Origin of the sequence: Adonisia turfae CCMR0081, from assembly GCF_011009555.1 — a bacterium.
Taxonomy (GTDB): Bacteria; Cyanobacteriota; Cyanobacteriia; order Phormidesmidales; family Phormidesmidaceae; genus Leptothoe; species Leptothoe turfae.
Genome location: NZ_QXHD01000004.1, coordinates 4,991,240 through 5,009,577, shown reverse-complemented (window position 1 = coordinate 5,009,577; position 18,338 = coordinate 4,991,240). Strand labels below are relative to the sequence as shown.

The 18,338-nt window shown below is 47.3% G+C and carries 17 protein-coding genes and 1 pseudogene; 10 read left to right on the top strand and 8 right to left on the bottom strand.

Going from position 1 to position 18,338, the window contains the following annotated elements:
• Nucleotides 1-5: 5 nt before the first annotated feature.
• The 4 genes from DXZ20_RS25490 to DXZ20_RS25475 all read right to left on the bottom strand — a co-directional run bounded on the left by DXZ20_RS25490 (nucleotide 6) and on the right by DXZ20_RS25475 (nucleotide 4,017).
• Nucleotides 6-1,205: a sensor domain-containing diguanylate cyclase gene (locus DXZ20_RS25490; protein WP_163701864.1), complete on the bottom strand. Its 1,200-nt coding sequence runs from the start codon at nucleotides 1,203-1,205 to the stop codon at nucleotides 6-8.
• A 797-nt stretch (nucleotides 1,206-2,002) separates the two neighbouring features.
• Nucleotides 2,003-2,797 carry a tetratricopeptide repeat protein gene (locus DXZ20_RS25485; protein WP_163701862.1) on the bottom strand — a complete coding sequence of 265 codons (795 nt, stop codon included), beginning with the start codon at nucleotides 2,795-2,797 and terminating at the stop codon, nucleotides 2,003-2,005.
• A 91-nt stretch (nucleotides 2,798-2,888) separates the two neighbouring features.
• Nucleotides 2,889-3,872: a tRNA lysidine(34) synthetase TilS gene (tilS, locus tag DXZ20_RS25480; RefSeq protein ID WP_163701860.1), complete on the bottom strand. Its 984-nt coding sequence runs from the start codon at nucleotides 3,870-3,872 to the stop codon at nucleotides 2,889-2,891.
• Nucleotides 3,829-4,017, bottom strand: a complete 189-nt coding sequence (locus DXZ20_RS25475; protein WP_163665815.1) for a hypothetical protein — start codon at nucleotides 4,015-4,017, stop codon at nucleotides 3,829-3,831. The genes tilS and DXZ20_RS25475 overlap by 44 nt, the downstream gene beginning before the upstream one ends.
• 403 nt (nucleotides 4,018-4,420) lie before the next feature.
• On the opposite strand from DXZ20_RS25475, the gene minC reads away from it, so the two are divergent.
• The 3 genes and pseudogenes from minC to minE all read left to right on the top strand — a co-directional run.
• The gene (gene minC, locus DXZ20_RS25470) at nucleotides 4,421-5,512 is read left to right on the top strand and encodes a septum site-determining protein MinC (RefSeq protein ID WP_348918023.1); all 1,092 of its coding nucleotides are present in this window, start codon (nucleotides 4,421-4,423) and stop codon (nucleotides 5,510-5,512) included.
• A gap of 159 nt (nucleotides 5,513-5,671) precedes the next feature.
• Nucleotides 5,672-6,466: a septum site-determining protein MinD gene (minD, locus tag DXZ20_RS25465; RefSeq protein ID WP_036018754.1), complete on the top strand. Its 795-nt coding sequence runs from the start codon at nucleotides 5,672-5,674 to the stop codon at nucleotides 6,464-6,466.
• Nucleotides 6,467-6,532: 66 nt separating this feature from the next.
• Nucleotides 6,533-6,805: pseudogene (gene minE, locus DXZ20_RS25460) on the top strand (cell division topological specificity factor MinE); the annotation flags it as partial.
• Nucleotides 6,806-6,918: 113 nt separating this feature from the next.
• On the opposite strand, the gene DXZ20_RS25455 reads toward minE, so the two are convergent.
• The 3 genes from DXZ20_RS25455 to DXZ20_RS25445 form a co-directional block, all read right to left on the bottom strand.
• Nucleotides 6,919-7,413, bottom strand: a complete 495-nt coding sequence (locus DXZ20_RS25455; RefSeq protein ID WP_163701857.1) for a TrmH family RNA methyltransferase — start codon at nucleotides 7,411-7,413, stop codon at nucleotides 6,919-6,921.
• A 51-nt stretch (nucleotides 7,414-7,464) separates the two neighbouring features.
• Nucleotides 7,465-8,070, bottom strand: coding sequence for a thylakoid membrane photosystem I accumulation factor (locus DXZ20_RS25450; RefSeq protein ID WP_163665821.1), 606 nt, complete (start codon nucleotides 8,068-8,070; stop codon nucleotides 7,465-7,467).
• 85 nt (nucleotides 8,071-8,155) lie between these two features.
• A complete protein-coding gene (locus DXZ20_RS25445) occupies nucleotides 8,156-8,767 on the bottom strand; it encodes a hypothetical protein (protein ID WP_163701855.1) in 612 nt (203 codons plus the stop codon).
• 328 nt (nucleotides 8,768-9,095) lie between these two features.
• On the opposite strand from DXZ20_RS25445, the gene ychF reads away from it, so the two are divergent.
• From ychF to DXZ20_RS25420, 5 genes are all read left to right on the top strand, one after another.
• Complete coding sequence (gene ychF, locus DXZ20_RS25440) at nucleotides 9,096-10,187, top strand: redox-regulated ATPase YchF (RefSeq protein WP_163701853.1); 1,092 nt, start codon at nucleotides 9,096-9,098, stop codon at nucleotides 10,185-10,187.
• A gap of 3 nt (nucleotides 10,188-10,190) precedes the next feature.
• On the top strand, nucleotides 10,191-10,664 hold the full coding sequence (locus DXZ20_RS25435; protein ID WP_163665827.1) for a VOC family protein: 474 nt from the start codon (nucleotides 10,191-10,193) through the stop codon (nucleotides 10,662-10,664).
• A gap of 150 nt (nucleotides 10,665-10,814) precedes the next feature.
• Nucleotides 10,815-11,633 (top strand): GDSL-type esterase/lipase family protein, encoded by an 819-nt coding sequence (locus DXZ20_RS25430; RefSeq protein WP_250565924.1) that lies wholly within the window; start codon nucleotides 10,815-10,817, stop codon nucleotides 11,631-11,633.
• A gap of 191 nt (nucleotides 11,634-11,824) precedes the next feature.
• Nucleotides 11,825-13,081: a 4-hydroxy-3-methylbut-2-enyl diphosphate reductase gene (locus DXZ20_RS25425; RefSeq protein ID WP_163701850.1), complete on the top strand. Its 1,257-nt coding sequence runs from the start codon at nucleotides 11,825-11,827 to the stop codon at nucleotides 13,079-13,081.
• Nucleotides 13,082-13,556: 475 nt separating this feature from the next.
• On the top strand, nucleotides 13,557-14,933 hold the full coding sequence (locus DXZ20_RS25420) for a hypothetical protein (protein WP_163701848.1): 1,377 nt from the start codon (nucleotides 13,557-13,559) through the stop codon (nucleotides 14,931-14,933).
• Here the strand turns inward: DXZ20_RS25420 and DXZ20_RS25415 are convergent.
• Nucleotides 14,930-15,730, bottom strand: a complete 801-nt coding sequence (locus DXZ20_RS25415; protein ID WP_006516876.1) for an ABC transporter permease — start codon at nucleotides 15,728-15,730, stop codon at nucleotides 14,930-14,932. The two genes, DXZ20_RS25420 and DXZ20_RS25415, sit on opposite strands and share 4 nt — an antisense overlap.
• 365 nt (nucleotides 15,731-16,095) lie before the next feature.
• Here DXZ20_RS25415 and DXZ20_RS25410 point away from each other — a divergent pair, with 365 nt between their 5' ends.
• Nucleotides 16,096-16,524 (top strand): photosystem I reaction center subunit II PsaD, encoded by a 429-nt coding sequence (locus tag DXZ20_RS25410; protein WP_163665834.1) that lies wholly within the window; start codon nucleotides 16,096-16,098, stop codon nucleotides 16,522-16,524.
• Nucleotides 16,525-16,774: 250 nt separating this feature from the next.
• Complete coding sequence (locus tag DXZ20_RS25405; RefSeq protein WP_163701846.1) at nucleotides 16,775-18,307, top strand: anthranilate synthase component I family protein; 1,533 nt, start codon at nucleotides 16,775-16,777, stop codon at nucleotides 18,305-18,307.
• Nucleotides 18,308-18,338: the final 31 nt, after the last annotated feature.

Genomic DNA, 18,338 nt, shown 5'->3' with positions numbered 1-18,338 from the left:
CGCAGCTATCTATCTGGTGAGCTTAAATCATGGGTAATGGGCTCTAATTTATTATTGCTGATAGGATAATCATCTTCATGCATGCAGTAATGGGCATGGACGTAGATGCGATCGCGACCCTGTTGCTTAGCATGATAGAGCGCTAAATCAGCAGCTTGGAGCAGGTCTTGGGACGCGAGGTGACGTCCAGGGATAACGGTGGCAATTCCCATAGTTAACGTCACGTCCTCAGCAATGCCAGACGTTGCGTGGGGAATCGCTGCTTTAGCAAGCAGACCCTTTATGGCAAGGGCAACGCTATGGCCACCACCCGTGTCAGTGTTGGGCAAAATCACGGCAAATTCTTCCCCCCCATAACGAGCCACCAAATCTGCAGGGCGACGGATACAACGAGTCAGAATATCACTAACTTTAGCTAAGCAAATATCTCCCGTCGGGTGGCCATAGTAATCGTTGTACCGCTTGAAATAGTCGATATCACACAAAATCAGGGTGAGCGGCTTTTGATCCCGTGCTAGCCGCTGCCATTCGGCATCAAAATAGCGATCAAATCGTCGCCGATTAGCCAGCCCTGTAAGGCTATCGGTTAATGCCAGGGATTGTAAATCTTGGTTTTCTCGCCTTAGCTGTTCGTACGAAAGGCTGTGATGCAGTGCGATCGCAATCTCATCCACTAGGACTTTTGCGTGTTCTAACTCATCCTTCGTCCAAATATTCGCCTGATCTTTGCGACCAATCGCAACTATGCCCCAAGGTTTATCCAGTGTTTGTGTCTGCCGCTTATGAGGCAAGTGTATTGGCCCTAATAGCCAAGACCCAGGGAATTGACTAAGCCACTGCTGATGTACTGGCAACTGGAGAACAGATTGGTCATTAACCATGATGGGAAACGGCTGCTCTAGCTTTGCAATCACACTCTCTAACCCGAGATAATCATTCAAAGCATTCGTTTGATGGGCATTACTCGTTGAACAGAGTGATGACTCTACAGACTGCCAACAGCCTGGAGCATTTTCAAGAAGAAATATGCTGTCTGCCTGAAAAAAGTCCATCAGTGACTGTACAACAGTCTTATAGATATCATTGATTGATAAAACTTGTCGGATCTGCCGAATGGTTTCCCGTAAGTCAATCTGTTGTTGTATCTGCCGTTGAAGCTGCTGAGCATGATCTACAGCATCTTCAGGATCAGAGAAGCAAGCCATCCTTGAGGAAGGTTCGAGGGATTGATGAAATTGCCCAATAGAGGCAGAAACTGTATGCCAAGATGAACACCATCCCGGCTCATCACACACTGAAGACTTCACAGGTAGCAGTGTCTGTAGCTGAGATGATTTTTTACTGAAAGACCTGTGGTACATAGGATGCCCAGGAATAAAGGAAGTGCAATCAGTGACAACACCCGTCAATGCTTACTAGGCTTAATGTGCCACTCGCTTTGGTGAGCACTTCATCCAGAAGACGTGCAATGTCGTCATTGGGTTAAAACACCAGGTAACATAGCCATCCAGCCCCCAAATGCATTTCTCAACCGCACATGCGTAGGTTTTTCGAGAACATGCAAAAGCGCATAGTCTACAGGCGTAGATACATCAGGATAATGATGAAATTGTCAAAATACAACACACAAACCAACTGCTAAAAGCTAGCTACAGAAGGAAATCGCCAGTTTTCGGACTGCTCTTTCTGACTCAACAGCTACCCTTGCTAGCTGCACTTTACAACACAACTCATCTATAAGTATCAAGCCCTATTCAAAGAACTTCTATCGTAGAAAGACTGAAATCAATCATGATAGCCGCTACAGATTGCTCAACCTACACACTAAAAACCATTGATACAACAAACAAAAAAAGCAGTTAATCACCATTGCTAAGAATTGTAAAATTAGCCAGGCACAATGCATCCAAAATATTTTTTTGCCCGAATGTTGCTGCATGCCCATGCTTGGCAACGCAACCTGTTTCAAAAAAAAGTGTCACACTCTAACGCTCTGTAATCGTTAGAGTTTTAAGAAATGGTCTAGACCGGCCACTAAGGAGGGGGGCCAACGTCGTACTTTTTTGACCCACTTTAAATCGGCATAGCGACGATCAAGGCCTCTTGCAGCGGCCCACTGACTCTCAGCTTCTCCCCAGTTCCCCGTTTCCCACAATGCAGCTGTCAAGGCAGCACGCACATCTGCATAGTTGGGATACTTACGTGCAAGGCTTTTGAGTACTTGCACTGACTTGGCCCGTTCACCTACTTCAAACAGTGCAATTCCGTAGTTGGCATACCCTAACGAAAAACTCGGTTGAATCGTAATCGACTTTTCGTAGTCTTTAAGCGCAGCTTTCCAATCCCCCTGAGCGCCTTTAGCATTACCACGATTGTTGTAAGCCGCTGGATCGTCAGGGGAGAGCTTGAGGAGCCGATTATAGTCATCAATGGCTTCTTGCCAATTCCCCACAGCTTCATAGGCCGCGCCTCGGTTGAGATACGGATCCGGTTGCAATGGGTCTAAGGCAATGGCCTGGTCGTAATCGTGAATTGCATCCTGAAGTTTGTTTTGACTGACTCGCACATTGCCACGGTTGCTCCACACAGCAGGTTCATCAGGTAATGCTTCAACCAATTGCGTCCATACCACTTCCGCTAGGTCAAATTTACCTTGACGGGTCAAATCAAAAGCCTGATGGCGTAAACCATTAATATCAGCCTGGGAGCCCCCTATCGGCCCTGCCAACGCTGGTAATAACGATAGAGGAGTGAAGCTGAGACATAGCCCCAGGACAACTGCAATTAACCAACGCATAGTGTGCCAAGAAGTTTCTCTCTATAGCTTAGGTGGATTGCTCGATACTTGCTAGGTAGATCCAACCGTTCATGGGTACCCGGTGGTGGCACTATTGCAACGTGATCCAGTCGTGCTCAACCCGAGCAATTAACCCACCTGGAAACGGATCGGTCTGGGTGCGGTTAGGGGCATCGGCTAAGGCTACGAGTTTTTCAATATGGTCAAAGGTTGGCTGCTGAGGCAATACCCTTTGCAACAACCGACGAACGACTCGACGCTGTAACGCTAAAGGGGCAGCTCGCAATAGTAATCGACGCATACGCCAGCCATTCTGGTCCATCCGATTAATCACCTCGCTGTAGAGTTGCTGAGATTGCGCTTCTAGATAAGTCACCTCAGCAGTAAAAATTTCGGCGGTTTGGGCCAGGGTGGTTTCGACATTGGGATTAAAGTGCGATCGCAAATAAGGCATCAGCTCTTGACGAATGCGATTGCGACGATAGTGCAGGTTCTCGTTAGAAGCATCTTGCCAGACAGGTAGCGCCAGTTCTCGACAGAACAGCCCCGTCTCTTGACGAGTCAGCTGTAGTAACGGTCGAGTTACATAAACATCCTGGTGGGTAATACTGAGAGGCCGCTGCCAGCTCAATGCCTGCACCCCATCAGCACCACTGCCCCGCAACAGGTTATAAAGCACAGTTTCAGCTCGATCAGTTGCCGTATGTCCTGTAACCACATGGCAATAGCTATGGGTGCTAGCCAACTCTGCAAATATGCCGTAGCGCCAACTGCGGGCAGCAGCTTCTGTTTTCGGTAGTTCTGGGGCTGTCGCCACAAAATAAGGGAGTTGCCACTGCCGAACAAGTTTTGCCACATGGGCAGCGTTATCAGCAGAGTCAGATCGCCAGCCATGATCACAGTGCACGACTGCCAGCTGCCAATTCCATTTTGGCTGTAGGTCTAACAATAGCTTCGCCAAACACAAAGAATCCTGCCCTCCAGACACTCCCATTAAAATGGCTGTGTCTTTAGGAAGCAGGGACGTTGTCTTAAGTAAAGTATGAATCTTGGCGTGAATGGCAGTCCAAGGCATGGCAGGTCAGCGGTGAATTGTAAATCACAAACAGCTCTATAGGGGCGGCCAAGACATTGGCACGAGAAGCAAGGTGACCAGGGGCAATCACTGCTAGCAACGCAACCGTAGCAGCCAGGGTCAAGGTAGAGCGGGGCTTAAACATATCTAAAAACCTCATTTTGATAAAAGCCGTGCCCACCGAAAAGCCACAGGATGTAACCGTCAGTTACAGAAACATTAGTAGTAAACCACCAATAATCTTGTCGTCACCCAAAAATTCAGACGACTTAAGATGTACTGAATAAACAACAAATATCTAGATATCCTAATTTTTCAAGAAGTAACGCCCTATATTTGCCCCATTCCAGGCAAGCTTCACTCTTAAATACACCTGAAAAGGAATAGATGAGAACGAATCAAACATAATATGTGTCGAGTTCAACCTTATGACCCATTCAATAGCAATGTGACAATCAATATCGAAAACCCTGAGGGCAATCCAAACATGCGCTGATTAGAAAGAGGTTTGGGCTCTATAGTGGTTTATGCTCTTCGGTGACCACTGAGTGGTCGATTTTTTATCTGTAGTTAAAGGCGTCCTAGAAGCACTCTTAGCCAACTCGAATATGGATAACGGCGCAGGCAAAAATATAACCAATCAAGAGGTTTTCGATAGTCCTCTCCAGCCAGACGAGCCTACTAATACTGATACATCTGAGCAGTCGAATATGTCTGAGCAGACATCGCAGCTAGACCCTGCAACGTCAGTCACGGCTGATCATGAGGCTGATCAAACTAGCCGCTCCGCGCTGTCTGCACGGTTAAAGAGAACGCAAAATGTAGAACTCTATGTATTTGAAGAGGAAAATAATGACGAGGGTGACGCCTTGGTCGATGTATCGTCTTTAGACCTAGAGGTAGACCAGTCAGAAAGCGTCTCTAAACAGCAGGTTACCTTTAAGAGCGAGCAAGGGCGACTATTACTGATGCTGTCTCCCGCAGCGGAGAAAAAGTTCACCCCGGTGGAGTGGGACGAGTTATGTCAACAGCTTTCTCGCCGTCTTAACTCTGAAAATCGTTTCTTTCAACCCAATACAACGGTGCATCTAATTGCTCGTGATCGACTGCTCGATAATCGTCAGCTGCAAGAACTTGATGAGCTATTGCAAACGGCTCAGCTAAGGATGAAGCGTATTTATACGCAGCGGCGACAGACGGCGGTTGCGGCGGCCACAGCAGGCTATTCCGTAGATCAGCAAACCTTAGAACATCTGACTGATTCCCGGGATCCAGGGAAAGCGCTGGAAACGCCTCTCTACATACAGTTGACCGTGCGCTCTGGAACTGAAATTCGACATCCAGGTTCCATTGTCGTTTTAGGTGATGTGAATCCGGGGGGATCCTTGATCGCCGCAGGCGATATTTTTGTTTGGGGTCGTCTGCGGGGTATAGCCCATGCCGGTTCAGATGGTAATTCAGATTGCCGAATTATGGCATTGCACATGCAACCAACACAGCTACGCATTGCCGATAAGGTGGCTCGGGCACCGGAAAAACCACCGGCCTTATATCAGCCAGAAGTTGCTTATATTAGCAATGAAGAAATTCGGATTGCGATCGCATCCGAATTTGCCCAGATTCACCTCAATGTCCCTTGAAAAGAGGGTTCCAGCACAGACTCAAGCACTTGCATAGGGCGATCCACAAAAATTCCCTGGAGAATTTCCCATAAAATTTGCCACAACGTGCGATTATTGCCCTACTTGAGCCCTACCCTTCGCGCACACCGTCCTCAATCGCCCATTTAATTCATGGCTATGAACCGCATTATTGTCATTACCTCCGGTAAGGGAGGCGTTGGGAAAACCACCTGCACGGCCAACCTGGGAATGGCCCTAGCCAAGTCAGGTAAACGCGTCGTAGTAATTGATGCTGACTTTGGGCTACGTAACCTAGATCTACTGCTGGGCCTAGAAAATCGCATCGTTTATACAGCCCTAGACGTACTGGCTGGTGAATGCCGCCTCGATCAGGCACTGGTCAAAGATAAACGTCAGCCGAATTTAGCCCTGCTACCTGCTGCTCAGAATCGCTCTAAGGAATCCATTACCCCAGAGCAGATGAAAAAACTGGTCAGAGCCCTGACCAAGGCCTACAACTTTGTATTAATCGATAGCCCTGCTGGAATTGAGATGGGTTTTCGCAATGCGATCGCAGCAGCCCGCGAAGCCATTATTGTCACCACGCCTGAAATCTCTGCTGTCCGTGATGCTGACCGGGTAATTGGTCTTTTAGAAGCCAATGACGTTAAGGCAATGCGACTGATTATCAATCGACTAAAGCCGTCCATGGTGGAAGCTGAGCAAATGATGTCGGTGAAGGATGTGCAAGATATTTTGGCAGTGCCACTGCTAGGGGTCATTCCCGATGATGAGCAGGTGGTAGTCTCAACTAATAATGGGGAACCCCTCATCCTAAGTAAGGATCTTTCTCAAGCAGGTACTGCTGTTTCCAACATTGCTCGTCGTCTACAAGGAGAAAAAGTCCCACTCATGGATCTGAGTGTGCCAAAGGATAGCTTTTTAAAAAAATTACGTCAGTTATTTAACTAGTTTTTTATTCAAACGGTTGATGGACAGCGACCGTTGATTTTGCCATCCGCCTCATCGGAAACGATCATGATTAGTGAATTCCTAGAAAGACTCTTTGGAACCCCTGAACCGGTTAGCCGTGACACGGCTAAACAGCGCCTTCGGCTTGTTTTGGCCCATGACAGATCTGACATCTCACCCCAAAACTTAGAAAAGCTGCGCAAAGAAATCTTAGAGGTCGTTTCGCGTTATGTAGAGATCGATTTTGATGGTCTGGAATTCTCTCTAGAGTCAGACCAGCGGGTAACGGCATTGATGGCCAATTTACCAATCCGACGCATACGGCCTAATCCACTAGAGCCCGATAGTCCGGTAGAGGCAACCAAGGAGCCTAATCTTGAACTCGAAGATACTGCCATTGATCTAGATCAGGTGGTTGAGGAGGCCTCAGAAACGGCTGACATTCCCTTGGATTAATTGGATGATCGCCATTGACGATTGTATTCGTAGATTGCGATCGCACCCGCCGTCTGTACATTTAATGATTCCACTCGTCCATATTGGGGGATGGTTAGAGTCACATCACACATAGCAGCAATATCAGCTGGAATACCCGTTAATTCACGGCCCAATATTAACAAGGTTTTTGCCGGAAACATGTAGTCTGTCAACGTTTGGACTGAACCGCCTACCGTCAGAGCAACACGGACATAGCCATTCTGCTGAGCTAACCATTGGTCCAGCTGTTCTGGTGGACAATACTCTAATGGTTGCCAACGCTGTGCAGATGCCGAAATTTTACGAAACTCCCAGGAAACATCAGGGGCAGGCAGAATCAGCCGGTTTACCCCTAACACTTCGCAGGTACGACATAAGGCAGCCTGATTCGTAGTGTTCTCGATCAGTGATGCACATACAACCAAGTCCAGAACTGATTTAGGTACATGCCCCTTATGCTTGTGGGTCATGGGCACTCTCCGCTAAACCCCATAGTTAGGGGCATAGTTAGGGACGAATGCCTAATCCCCTGGCACAAGCTCCACGTTTAATTCATTGACAACACGGCGGCGTAGCTCTTTAGATTCTTCACGAGGCATCAGATCAAACACCTCCCTAAAAACATCATCCACCTCTTCATAGGTAACGGCACCAGTCTGGTCAAAGCGCACTTTACCACTACCATCTAGCACCAGAGTTTGAGGAACTGAACCTTTGAAGTAATACCCTGACTCATTAGGCGAAAATGAATCTTTTAACGGCACAGCATCAGCCATCACAGGTACAAAATTAGCGACCCTGCCATAGGGAGCCTGTAGCTGTGAAATGACAAACGAATATTCTTTGCAGTCGCTGCTGTCATCGACATAGAAAAACAGCAGCGTTGGCTTTTCTTGCTTGAGGGACTGCGCCAAGTTGACACGGGGGGGCACAATGGCTCCATTTCCCGCATAAAGGGCAAAAATATTGCCGTCATATCTATCGTCAGTGAGGCTCGCCCAAGCGTGACCAGGATTGCACAAGGTGGGGATGAGGAAAGTTGCGATCGCAATACCAAACACCACCCAACGCTTTATTAAAGAATGATTGACAACTGCTCTCAACTGTCTAATCACAAAACTGCCCATAACATCCTGGTTTTAATGCCTACACTATTACCATTACGCCACAGAACGGACACTATCTCCCACAGCAGCTATAGGAAGAACACCACTAACTACCTCGAAAACTTTCAATTACAGTCAGCAATTCACCCTTGGCTTCAGAGTACGCTTGCGCAGTTGTCCAACCAACCACCTGAAAATAGCTGTTTTCCCCCTCAACTGTTGTGTGTAAGTACGTCACAGCTTGATTGTCCACATTCCCTTGGATTTCATACTGCACAGCATTAAGGCCATTCAGCGAGGTAACATTTGTCGCTTTATCAGGCTGTTTCTGGCTCAACCCTCTATCAAAAAAACTTAGATACTGGAGGGCATGATTACCCAAGGGAAACCCATCCAATTCAGACTTTTTAGGATCGGCCAAGACCATGACATACATCGTCCGATCTTCGTGGGCAACATATAAGTCAGCATCAGGACGCAACGTCTGGACATCAACCCATCCCGCAGGAAGCGTTAGCTGCACATCACTCTCTTCGTTTTTCAATAGCGTCTGACCATTGGACAAGTTTTGCATCGAAATCGCATTGATGACATCTTTAGTGCGCTCACCCACGCGGTTACAGCTGGTGAGACCGAGCAATAAACATGTTGAAAGCACGAGTGCTGAAAATGATTTCACTCTACCCTGACGTCCCTGAAGATAAAATCTAAAAACCATTGATTTACACCAGTTTCGCAGCATTTTTGGCATTTTACAGCGTTCGTCCCATCATTAGAACAGAGGCTTATAACTATCTCCATGCTCACAACAGGAGAAACAAAATGAAGGCCAAGCATCAAGACACTTACTAGGAATATCTTGACTTAACGTGCTAGATACCCATTAGCCAAAGCATAGACCACATCTGGCTAAAATCTTGAGTTTCTAACACCAAAAACCACAGTGATTAATTCAGAGCATCCGTGAATTACAGTTTCCCAAACCCCAAGGTTATCGCTTTGACCTATGCTGGACTATGGAAATTTCTTCATAAAAATTAGAGACCATGCTTAGAGCTGGAATCGTCGGGCTCCCCAATGTAGGTAAATCAACCCTTTTCAACGCACTAGTTGAAAACGCAAAAGCCCAAGCAGCGAACTTCCCGTTCTGCACCATTGAACCCAATGTTGGCGTGGTGGCAGTGCCCGATGCTCGTTTAGCTGTCTTGACCGAAATTTCCAAATCAGAAAACACGATTCCAGCACGCATAGAATTTGTAGACATTGCTGGCCTTGTCAAAGGCGCAAGTAAAGGTGAAGGCCTCGGCAACCAGTTTTTGGCTAACATCCGTGAAGTAGACGCCATTGTCCATGTAGTGCGTTGTTTTGAAAATGACGACATTATTCACGTTGATGGCTCAATTGACCCGCTGCGCGATGCCGAAATTATTAACTTGGAACTGGCCCTGGCTGACCTAGAGCAAATTGAACGCCGCATGGAGCGCGTTCGTAAACAAGCACGGAGAGATCCAGAAGCCCAAGCGGAACTGGCTGTGCTTGAAAAAATTCAGCCTGTGCTAGCCGAAGGGAAATCAGCACGCCTTGTGGAGCTAGAAGACGACGAAGAACTACTCATTAAGTCCTTAGGTTTTTTAACCCGCAAACCCATTATCTATGGGGCGAACGTATCAGAAGATGAACTTGCCGAGGGCAATGACTGGGTTGAGCAAATTAAAACCCTGGCAGCAAAAGAAAATGCACAGGTAGTCACCATCTCCGCTCAAGTCGAAGCAGAGCTCCTAGAGCTGCCAGAAGATGAACGCATCGACTTTCTAGAAGCACTTGGAGTGGAAGAAGGGGGACTCAAATCCCTCATTCGAGCCACCTACGATTTGCTCGGGTTACGCACATATTTCACCACTGGCCCCCAAGAGTCCCGTGCTTGGACGATCAACGCAGGCATGTCTGCCCCTCAAGCAGCAGGTGTTATCCACAGCGATTTCGAACGGGGCTTTATTCGGGCTGAAACGATTGCTTACAAGGACCTGGTAGAACACGGCTCTATGAACGCTGCCAAAGAGAAAGGCCTATTGCGCAGTGAAGGTAAGGACTACGTGGTGCAAGAAGGGGATGTCATGCTCTTTAGATTTAATGTTTAGGCCATGGTGAATGCGGAGAAGACTGTGCCATCAAGATTGCATCTCAAGCGCCCATGCCTATTAGTGGCAGATTTGGAACAGTCCCTCAGACTATATCGTGACTGTTTGGGCTTCCAACTCGACTATGTAGGCAAGGCGGATGCTGATTCCTATCTATACTCAGCATTTCAGCTGCCAGCAACCGCACAGCTGCGGTTCGCAGCCCTGAGCACAGAGGAAGAGCCCCGCGCCTTGGCACTCACGGAGGTTAAAGGCAGCTGTTTGCCACCAGCTCCTGTGCCTCACCGTGGCGCTACCGTCATTCGCATTCCCTCCTTGGCTGCCGCCTTGCCCCAGATCCAGTCCTTGGGTTTAACACCCATTAAAGCGAGTTCCTTTAACACCCCTCCCGACCTCAAATTTACAGAACAGGCCGTTTGTGACTTTGATGGCCATTTACTAGTCCTTTACGAAGTGCAACGGATCTCTGAAACTTAGGTCTACTGCCCTGGCGACGATCCCACGAATTTATCAGAAAAAATCTATTCCCAAAGGCTGTCCATCCATGGCAGATCCGATTAGAATCTGTCCAACGCCTTATACGTTGGCTCGAATACTGTTGTGGCAAATCGGTTTCTGAAATCTCCGTTGACAATCCCTTATTGGGCCGCCCTCTCACTGATGATGAACGGGGTATTATTTATTGCGCTGCTAGTCATTTGGCAGGACAAATCTGGCGGCGGTGACCCAACAGTCCTGCCGCAGGCGAATGCCGCCTATGCCACTGATCCGACATCTGCCATTGAACCAGCAGCACTAGAGACTCAACCGAATCGACGGCGTCTGAGTTACCAACAGTGGGTCAGCCTGTTGGGGCAAGAAATTGAGACCATGGCTGATAAAAACCCAGATCACCTGACTATTTTGCTAGGTGACTCGCTGAGTTTGTGGTTTCCAGCAGAATTGTTGCCTGGGCGTCGGATATGGATGAATCAGGGGATTTCCGGCGAAAAAACCTACACCCTACTGTCACGTCTACACCTGCTTGATGTTGCCAATGTCGACACCATCTTTTTGATGATTGGTATTAATGATCTGATCTGGGGCCAAAGCGATCAAGATGTCCTGAACAACTATCGCGACATCATGGACTATCTGGCCACCAATCATCCTGATACCCAAGTGGTCGTTCAGTCCATATTGCCCCATGGCGCAGAAACCGCCACCTGGGAAAGCCGTCATCTGTTACTCGAACTGCCCAACGAACGGATTCGAGCCATGAATCAGTCCTTAGAAAACATCGCAGATGATTACGATGCTTACTATCTGGAACTGTATCCGATTTTCTCCAACGGTGAGGGCAAACTGAGACCGGATTTAACGACCGATGGCCTACACCTGAATCGAGAAGGGTATTTGGTGTGGCGTGCTGCGATCGCACTTTATAGTCAACTGGAATTGCCATAGGTGAGAAAGGGAATGGGCAAAGACCCCAGTTTGAGACCCCAACATAAACTTTGAAGGGTATTAAAAGCTTTGGCCACTCAAGCATTGAAATTTATCTCTACTCTCTAGTCCCCACTCCCTATTCTCTAGTCCCCACTCCCTATTCCCCTTTTCGGTAGACTAGGTACATTCGCTGCATCTTTGTAAAACCAATGGATACCAGAGCATTTCGCCGTAGTCTCAACAAATCCGATAACTACTACCGCAATCAAGGCTTTGGAGAAAAAGAGCAAATTGCGGTTCAAATGGATGACGAATACCAAAGCGACCTCATTCAAACTATCCGCAACCAGGGTTATACCTACACTCAAGGCGATGTAACGATTAAGCTTGCTAAAGATTTTGGTTTTTGCTGGGGCGTAGAACGCTCCATTGCCATGGCCTATGAAGCTCGCCAGCATTTTCCAAACCAGCGTATTTGGATTACTAACGAGATCATCCATAATCCCGGTGTCAATGAACGTCTCCAGGAAATGAACGTTCAGTTTATCCAGGTCATCGACGGCACAAAAGATTTTTCAGGCGTTGAGCAGGGTGATGTGGTAATTTTGCCCGCCTTTGGAGCCAGTGTTGACGAAATGAAGCTCCTCAACGAGCTTAACTGCACCATTGTCGATACCACTTGTCCCTGGGTATCTAAGGTCTGGACGTCCGTAGAGAAGCATAAAAAACAAGCATTTACCTCCATAATCCATGGCAAGTACCAGCATGAAGAGACCGTAGCCACCAAATCCTTCGCAAATACATACCTGGTGGTTCTCAACCTGGACGAAGCACAGTACGTTGCTAACTACATTCTTAACAGCGGCAATTCTCCAGAGGAAAGGCTGCGCAAACGCACCGAGTTTCTGGATAAATTTGCCAATGCCTATTCACAAGGTTTCGATCCTGACCAAGATTTAGGCGCTGTGGGCGTTGCCAATCAAACCACCATGCTCAAAGGGGAAACCGAACAAATTGGCAAACTGCTAGAACGCACCATGCTGAAAAAGTATGGCCCTCAAGCCATTAATGAGCATTTTTCCAGCTTTAACACCATCTGTGACGCCACTCAAGAACGGCAAGACGCCATGTTTGAGTTAGTCGATATGGACATGGATCTGATGGTGGTGATTGGTGGTTTCAATTCATCGAATACGACCCATCTACAAGAAATTGCCATTGAGCGTGACATTCCGTCGTATCACATCGATGGTCCCCAGCGCTTAGGGCCTGGCAACCAGATCGAGCATCAGCCACTCCATCAAACCCCAACCGTTTCTAAAGATTGGTTGCCCACTGGCAAAATTGTGATCGGCATTACCTCAGGCGCATCAACCCCTGATAAGTCAGTGGCACAGGTCATTCAACGCATATTTCAACTCAAAGCAGAGCAACCAGCTCCTGTCGTTGCACAACCATCCGTCTAAGGGATTAGCTGCGGTGAATAAGCTAACCCTTTGAGTAATAGGTTACCTATGAGTTCCAATCGTACTCCTGGTGCAAGCAACAGGGACACCGAAAGGGAGCAAATCAAAGCTAGGCGTTCTAAGTGGCGTCACACCAGTGATTTTCCCTAGAATGGAAAGATGGGTATACCAGACTATTCCCATTTTCTCATTGAGGGGCAGATATGGGTCTTATTGTTGCTTACCCGTTCAATTTTAATGCTTCGACATTAAAACCTATCGGCAGCCTCTGGGGAGCAGTCCATGCTTTTTAAAAAGCAATTTCATGATTCATACGCAGACATCCCAGCCCACTCTTATGTCTCGATTTATACTTTTCAATAGCTTTGGCAGTGCTTCAGTAGGCACACGGGTGCCATTACATCCGAAAATCATTAATTCTTTTAGGTAGACTTAGCTGACAATATGTAAGTTCCTGATTGAGTTCCTGGTGACTATGGTTCGTACAGATATCCAGAACGCCCAACACGTCTTATACGATTTCTTTCTCTACAGTGTCCAAACGGAACCTGTTGACGTTGTTTTGGCCACATTTCGTCGTCTTTTTGTGGATTACACAGAATCATCCACTGAATCAGAGCTTCCTGTCGCCCTATATTCTATAGTCATTGCGAACAGCGAACAGCAGTTTCTATTTACCCTCAAACGGGTTTGCTACATCCTAATTAACAACTGGGGCATTCAACGCCAACCAGACGCCATCCGCGCTCTGATCAAGATGTTTGATGACCAAGTTTTAATGCGTCCTGGGTTTTCGCTAATCCTCAAGCGACTGCGCATTTGGATGCGGAACTTTATTACCAGTCAAGACTTTCATGATCTGAAACTGTTTGCAGCCCGCTACGAACAGCATGAACATTGGAGCAATCGATATACATCCTATTTATTGGCTCCTCAGTATCTAAATCTAGAGAACCCATTAGAACAACGCGAAGCCGCTCGTCACTTATCGTCACAGCTGAAGTCAAAGTTTCGCTTTGATCTGGCAATGTATACAGCCAAATCCCAGATGGAGTCTCCGCCCACAACAATCGATAACCCAACGGTATTAGGCGAAGCTGCCATTAATTTGATCAAGATGCTGCTGTTGCAGCCAGGTCGTTTTGGCTATGAGAACCTGGCAAATTTGTTGCGTAAACAATGCCAGCAGCTGACTTACTGGGAATTTAAACGGGCGTTATTGCACTATCTAGCCTATGCACTCCCCAATACCCCCATTACTCGCGCCCTCAAAGACAAATTACCCGACTCTGTTTTGACAATTTACAGGCACAATAACTCGGAGTTATTAACAGAAGCTCTGATTTTACGTACCTGCAAACGAGTCATTGACATTCTTACCTGTGAAGATGGGGTACAACCGTCCAAATTCTTTAGTATGTTCCTAGCCCAAGGAAACCCACTGGTGCTAGTCATTTTATTGCTCAAAATTGCCCTATTTTGTCCCAATGTACAATCTCATCTGGAGCTTCGTATTGCTAGCTTAATTCGATATTACGAAACCTATTCAGAAGAAGACTGTCGCTGGGTCATCAACTTTTTTGAGGTATTTCGCATTACGTTTGCAGTCTATGCAAGCGGCACTCTTTACAACTTAGTGCAGATCTCCACAGACGATGCGACTGTGCCGCCCCTCAGTACCTATCGGATTTTTTCACAACTGCGAGATCAGCATCTGAACTTTAACCAAGTTGCAGCAGAGCTTGAACAGCGCATCATGGAGGACGAGACCTTACAACAACACTTAGTAGCCCAAACTCCACTAGAAATCGCAACTATGCCTCCCACCATGCAGGACGCGATCGCAAGTTAGTCTTGCTGGCGGGCAAACTGATAGGCCCCATTCATGGAAAGTGCGATCGCAACTATCAACAACACAGGAATCGAGTACCAAGGAAACTCATTCAGGGGTTGATACGCTACAGCCCGTAAGCCAATGGTTGTATAGGTGAGGGGCAGCAGATAAACAATGCCCTTTAGCACAGCGGGCAGCGTAGATGGGTCAAAAAATGTCGCCCCCAGAAATGACATCGGTACAATCAAAAAATTGTTAAAGAGTCCAACGCTCTCCAAGGACTTAACATTTAAGCCAACAATTACCCCTAAACCAGCAAACACCGCACAATTCAGCACTAGCAGCAATAAAAACAGTGGGTGCAAGAAACTCCATACATCACGGGTAAACAGGATGGCCACCAAAATCACTGAGCCAGCCGTTAACAAACCACGTACTATCCCTGCCAACATCTTTCCTAAATGCATCGCTAGAGGATGAATGGGAAACAGCAGCATTTCCTCAAAATTTTTCGTAAACAGTCGCTCACCACAAATCGAGAACGTGGTTCCACCAAAGCTAATCACCATGGATGATAGCGCCACCATACCAGGCAGAATAAATTCTAAATAGCTATCCCCTACGGGGGGGCGGGCAGCTTGGTCGAGAGAACTCCCCAACCCCAACCCAAACGCCAAAATATAGATAAGGGGAGACACCAACCCTGATGCCGCCACTTGGGGAATCCGCACCCGCAAATCCAACCAGTCCCCCCAAAAAATGGTCCAACTGTCTGCAAACAGGGTCTGTAGTGTGCGAGCTCGGAATATTTTCACAGCTTATAAATCCGAAATCTTAAATGTGCCTTTATTATCAATGGTTACGGTGCCATTTTCCCCATATATTCATTACGTATCTATATTGACCTTATTGACCTTACTCAAGAAATTCTATAAATTTTTTCCACCAAATAAATAATTCACCATATTTGATGATTGTTCTTTGTTACTACCACTAGATATGGTGTTTTCCTGGGAAGAAAACAGTGAAGCTAGAAATCCTTTAATCGTCATGGGATGTAGCAGATTTAGACAGCCACATTTAAACTCTGAAGAACTATTACGCTTCCTCACAAAGAATGTAAACAACGTCATTTACAGTGATAAATTTGTGAGCGATAAGGTTGAGAGATAATATTTCCATGTCTGAAGAAATTACTGGCAAAACTCCGATCTTTGGTGGCAGTACTGGTGGCCTACTTTCCGCTGCTGAGCGGGAAGAAAAGTACGTTATCACCTGGAGCAGCAAAAAGGAACAGCCCTTTGAGATGCCCACTGGTGGTGTAGCTATCATGAACACAGGCGAGAATATGCTTTATCTAGCTCGCAAAGAGCAGTGCTTAGCTCTCAGCCGTCAACTCAAGACCAAATTTAAGCCCAGAATTACTGATTATAAAATTTATCGCGTTTTACCTACTGGTGAGACTACCTATTTGCACCCGGCAGATGGTGTTCCTCCTGAGAAGGTTAACGAAGGTCGTGGTTACAGCGGCAAGATTGATCGCAACATTGGGAGTAATCCTAACCCAGCGACTATTAAGTTTAGCGGTAAGGAACCCTACGAGGTTTAAGGATTTTAGCTACTGCACCTATTGCATTGGTTTAGAAGAATAACCGTTACGGCTTTAAGAGGCAGTCTATGGGCTGCCTCTTTTTAATGGTCTAATGGCCGACTATCCTCTGATTAATTTTGCCGCTTACCCAAGGTTCAACCCCATAAGACAGGCTGAACAACGTTATCCACATCTAGAGCTGTAGTTTTCTGCAAAACAACTTAAGGTTGAACTTGCATATGCGTTTACGCCTACCTTCCAATACTCCATGATTTATCCAGACCTCGACACATTTAAGACGCTTGCAAAACAGGGTAACTTTGTCCCGGTATACCAGGAGTGGGTTGCCGATCTGGATACGCCAGTGTCAGCCTGGTGCAAGGTATGCGCAGGGCAGCCCTACAGTTTTTTACTGGAGTCTGTCGAGGGGGGTGAAAATATTGGCCGCTATAGTCTATTGGGGTGTGATCCACTATGGACTCTTGAAGCCAAAGGCGAAACGACCACTCAGCGATTTCGCGACGGTACTGAGCAAGTGTTTACCGGCAATCCCTTTGATATTTTGACGGACTGTCTTGCTCCCTATCAACCGGTGAAATTGCCCGCCTTACCCCCTGGTATTGGTGGGTTATTTGGCTTTTGGGGTTATGAGCTGATCAAGTGGATTGAGCCGACGGTTACGATTCACCCGTTTAGTCAGGGTGACCTGCCTGATGGTCTATGGATGCAGGTGGATAGCCTCTTGATTTTTGACCAGGTTAAGCGAAAAATTTGGGCTGTTAGCTATGCAGATTTACGTGACCCTGAGATTGGGCTGGAGCAGGCTTATGGGGAGAGTTGCGATCGCATAAGCAACCTCGTCAATAAACTCAACCTGCCCTTAGCGAGCCAAGACAGTCGCCTTGCATGGACCCCTCCTGGCAGTAATCAAGCAGCTGAGCTGGCCTATACCAGTAACCGTAGCAAAGACGAATTTTGCCAAAGTGTAGAAACGGCCAAAGCCCACATCAAAGCAGGCGATATTTTCCAGTTGGTCATCTCCCAGCGTCTGACAACTGACTACAGTGGTAATCCGTTTGACCTATATCGCTCATTGCGACTGGTCAATCCATCGCCCTATATGGCCTATTTCAACTTCCAAGGCTGGCAGATTATTGGCTCCAGCCCTGAGGTTATGGTCAAAGCCACCCGCGAAGGCGATGACGATACCCTGACCGCCATTCTCCGACCTATTGCCGGTACCCGTCCTCGCGGCAAAACAATTGCTGAAGATAATGCCTATGCTGAGGATCTATTGGCTGACCCCAAAGAACTTGCCGAGCACGTGATGCTGGTGGATCTAGGCCGTAATGATTTGGGGCGCGTATGTACCAGCGGCACCGTCAGCGTTGATGAGCTGATGATCATTGAGCGTTACTCCCATGTCATGCACATCGTCAGCAACGTCATCGGCGAACTGGCACCTGGCAAAACCGCGTGGGACTTACTCAAAGCCTGTTTTCCAGCAGGTACAGTCAGTGGTGCGCCCAAAATTCGCGCCATGCAGATCATGAATGACCTGGAGCCCTGTCGTCGCGGCCCCTATTCTGGGGTCTATGGCTACTACGACTTTGAAGGTCAGCTCAACAGCGCGATCACTATCCGAACTATGGTGGTCGAAAGCAAGGAGGATGGCACACATCGGATTAGCGTTCAGGCAGGAGCAGGACTGGTTGCCGATTCGGTGCCTGAAAATGAATATCAGGAAACCCTGAACAAAGCACGGGGCATGCTCGAAGCTGTCAGATGCTTAAAAAAATAGGCTGTGGGTGTCGTACTCCACAGCCTAGAAA

Bases quoted from the DNA above. Each gene is read 5' to 3' on its own strand.
- DXZ20_RS25490 (WP_163701864.1), bottom strand. From the start codon at position 1,205: ATGGCTTGCTTCTCTGATCCTGAAGATGCTGTAGATCATGCTCAGCAG.
- DXZ20_RS25485 (WP_163701862.1), bottom strand. From the start codon at position 2,797: ATGCGTTGGTTAATTGCAGTTGTCCTGGGGCTATGTCTCAGCTTCACT.
- tilS (WP_163701860.1), bottom strand. From the start codon at position 3,872: ATGCCTTGGACTGCCATTCACGCCAAGATTCATACTTTACTTAAGACA.
- DXZ20_RS25475 (WP_163665815.1), bottom strand. From the start codon at position 4,017: ATGTTTAAGCCCCGCTCTACCTTGACCCTGGCTGCTACGGTTGCGTTG.
- minD (WP_036018754.1), top strand. From the start codon at position 5,672: ATGAACCGCATTATTGTCATTACCTCCGGTAAGGGAGGCGTTGGGAAA.
- DXZ20_RS25455 (WP_163701857.1), bottom strand. From the start codon at position 7,413: ATGACCCACAAGCATAAGGGGCATGTACCTAAATCAGTTCTGGACTTG.
- DXZ20_RS25450 (WP_163665821.1), bottom strand. From the start codon at position 8,070: ATGGGCAGTTTTGTGATTAGACAGTTGAGAGCAGTTGTCAATCATTCT.
- DXZ20_RS25445 (WP_163701855.1), bottom strand. From the start codon at position 8,767: ATGGTTTTTAGATTTTATCTTCAGGGACGTCAGGGTAGAGTGAAATCA.
- ychF (WP_163701853.1), top strand. From the start codon at position 9,096: ATGCTTAGAGCTGGAATCGTCGGGCTCCCCAATGTAGGTAAATCAACC.
- DXZ20_RS25435 (WP_163665827.1), top strand. From the start codon at position 10,191: ATGGTGAATGCGGAGAAGACTGTGCCATCAAGATTGCATCTCAAGCGC.
- DXZ20_RS25425 (WP_163701850.1), top strand. From the start codon at position 11,825: ATGGATACCAGAGCATTTCGCCGTAGTCTCAACAAATCCGATAACTAC.
- DXZ20_RS25420 (WP_163701848.1), top strand. From the start codon at position 13,557: ATGGTTCGTACAGATATCCAGAACGCCCAACACGTCTTATACGATTTC.
- DXZ20_RS25410 (WP_163665834.1), top strand. From the start codon at position 16,096: ATGTCTGAAGAAATTACTGGCAAAACTCCGATCTTTGGTGGCAGTACT.
- DXZ20_RS25405 (WP_163701846.1), top strand. From the start codon at position 16,775: ATGATTTATCCAGACCTCGACACATTTAAGACGCTTGCAAAACAGGGT.